This is a genomic window from Pseudomonas edaphica (assembly GCF_005863185.1).
GTDB classification, from domain to species: Bacteria; Pseudomonadota; Gammaproteobacteria; order Pseudomonadales; family Pseudomonadaceae; genus Aquipseudomonas; species Aquipseudomonas edaphica.
On the sequence record NZ_VBVZ01000790.1, the window covers coordinates 1 to 2,443 of the forward strand.

2 protein-coding genes are annotated in these 2,443 nt (G+C 52.1%); both read left to right on the forward strand.

Translation table 11 applies throughout. The features are described from left to right. Nucleotides 1-137 precede the first annotated feature (137 nt). Nucleotides 138-1,544, forward strand: coding sequence for a TolC family outer membrane protein (locus FEM54_RS30505; protein WP_138454061.1), 1,407 nt, complete (start codon nt 138-140; stop codon nt 1,542-1,544). A 116-nt stretch (nt 1,545-1,660) separates the two neighbouring features. Then, on the forward strand, nt 1,661-2,443 hold a 783-nt coding region (locus FEM54_RS30510; protein WP_240792828.1), incomplete at its 3' end, for a cysteine peptidase family C39 domain-containing protein.

The following is a 2,443-nucleotide window of genomic DNA, read 5'->3' on the forward strand; positions in this document are numbered from 1 at the left end:
AATTTCCTACATTTATTGGCGCTCGAGAGGGTAAGTATCGAGTCGATCGAGGGGGATTTGATCGATTTTTGCAGCAGGCCGAAAAGATTGCAGACGGCGAACTCGTAACGGCAATCGAGCAGCATCGCAGGAGGCGTATGTCTTTCATCAAAAACGCTGGCTATGTTTTTCTGACCGTTGCCATTGCAGGTGCTAATGCTGCGGCCGAGTCCGACCGTGCAAATCTCCTGAACGTTTATCAGCAAGCGGTCATCAACGACGCCAAACTTTCAGCTGCCCGTCATGAGTATCAGGCTCTTCGCGAAGCGGTTCCACAGGCCAGGGCCGGGTTGTTACCGACGCTCAGCGCGGGCGGGTCGGTCGAGTCGGTTCGTTTGCAGCGCGATGAGCCGAGTTTGACGCGAACGCGCAGCCAGTCCGTCTTTCAAGCCAACCTGAATCAACCGTTGTTTCGTCTTGATCGCTGGTTTCAACTCGAAGCTGCGCAGGCGAGTACGGCACAAGCAGCGTTGGAATTATCTGCCAAGGAGCAGGCGCTGGTCCTTGGTGCCGCGCAAGCCTATTTTGAAACGCTGCGCGCGTTGGACACATTAGCGGCTTCCAAGGCAGAGGAGACAGCCTTGCAACGCCAGCACCAGCAGGCTCAGGCGCGCCTTGACAATGGAGCGTCCAGTATCACGGATGTGCTAGATGCTCAGGCTGCCTACGATAACGCCAATGCCAACCGCAAGCTGGCCGAGCGTAAGGTTGACGATGCTTATGAGGCTCTTGCACGCCTTACCAAGCAGGACTATTCATCGATCGAGGGGGTTGAGCATCGATTACCTGTGGTGACGCCTGTGCCCAATGAGGCCAGCGCCTGGGTAAGACAGGCTGTGCAACAAAACCTGTCTTTGCTCGCCAGCAATTTTGCGGTGACAGCTGCCGAGAAAACCAATCAGCAGCGCAAGGCCGGTTTTGCTCCTTCCCTGGATGCCGTTGCCTCCTATCGTCATGGGGATAACGATAACTTTGGCTACAGCAACCCCACCGATTTTGGTCGCTCTGGTTATCGGGGCGATGTTGCACAGCGAAGCATTGGGTTGGAGCTCAATATTCCATTGTATTCGGGAGGCATGACGCGCTCGCAAGTTCGTGAAGCCACTGAGCGCTTGGCTCAGAGTGAAGATGAGCGAGATGATCGGCGTCGTGAGGTCGTACAAAGTACTCGAAATTTACATCGGGCTGTCAATTCAGACATAGAACAAGTGAATGCTCGGCGACAAACGATTCTCTCCAGTCAAGCATCGGTGAAGGCAAACACGGTGGGGCGAGAGCTGGGTTCTCGTAATACAGCCGATGTGCTAAATGCTCAGCGGCAACTCTACAACGTTGTTCGAGAGTACAACAATGCTCGTTACGATTACATTATCGATACCCTTAAGCTAAAAGAAGCGGCTGGCACATTAAGTCCTGCTGATTTGGCAGATTTAGCCATGTATCTAACCAAAAATTACGATCCTGATCGTGACTTTCTTCCTCCTGATGCCCGTGAACAAACATGAGCGCAATTCAAACGCTGATTGCCGAGGTATAGGTGGCACATCCTTCATGTGGGTTATGAAGTATTAAGCCTGGTATTAATTTCTCCCTAATGGGGACGCAAGGACGCAACAACAATATGAGTACATACACTCCAGGCGTCGAGCCGCCTGCACAGCCTTCAGTTTCAGATGCCATGGACACGGGCTTGGCCTGTCTGGTCATGTTGGCTCGCTTTCACAATTTGTCGGCTTCTGCTGAACAGCTTTCTCATGAGTTCTCAGTTGATAACCAAGTCTTTTCTCAAGCTGAGCTGCTTCTTGCGGCAAGAAAGCTTGGCCTGAAAGCCAAAAGGGTGAGTACCTCACTTGCTCGCCTAGGCAGCACGCCTCTACCTGCCATAGCGATTGATAAAGAAGGACGTTTTTTCATTATCGCCAGGCTCGACCAAGGCAAAGTGCTTATTCAGGATCCGCGTGTTGAGCGTGCGGAAATCATTAGCGCCGAAGCGCTGCTCGCGCAATGGAATGGTCAATTGATTTTGGTTCGTTCCGAAGCGGGAAACCTCGGTGAGACATCACGATTCGACTTCACCTGGTTTATTCCTGCCATCGTGAAGTACAGAAAGCTACTGGGTGAAGTCCTGCTGGTTTCTTTTGTACTGCAAATATTTGCCCTTTTGACACCGCTCTTTTTTCAAGTAGTGATGGATAAGGTGCTGGTACACCATGGGCTGACCACTTTGGACGTTGTCGCCATAGGTCTTTTGGGAATCATGCTGTTCGAGTCGGCGCTGAGCGGCTTGCGCACCTATGTGTTTGCCCATACAGCCAGTCGTATTGATGTGGAACTGGGTTCGCGCCTCTTTCGACATCTGGTCAATTTACCCTTGGCTTATTTCCAGGCTCGCAGGGTTGGAGAC

Coding starts and splice junctions, on each gene's coding strand:
- FEM54_RS30505 (WP_138454061.1), top strand. CDS start 138: ATGTCTTTCATCAAAAACGCTGGCTATGTTTTTCTGACCGTTGCCATT.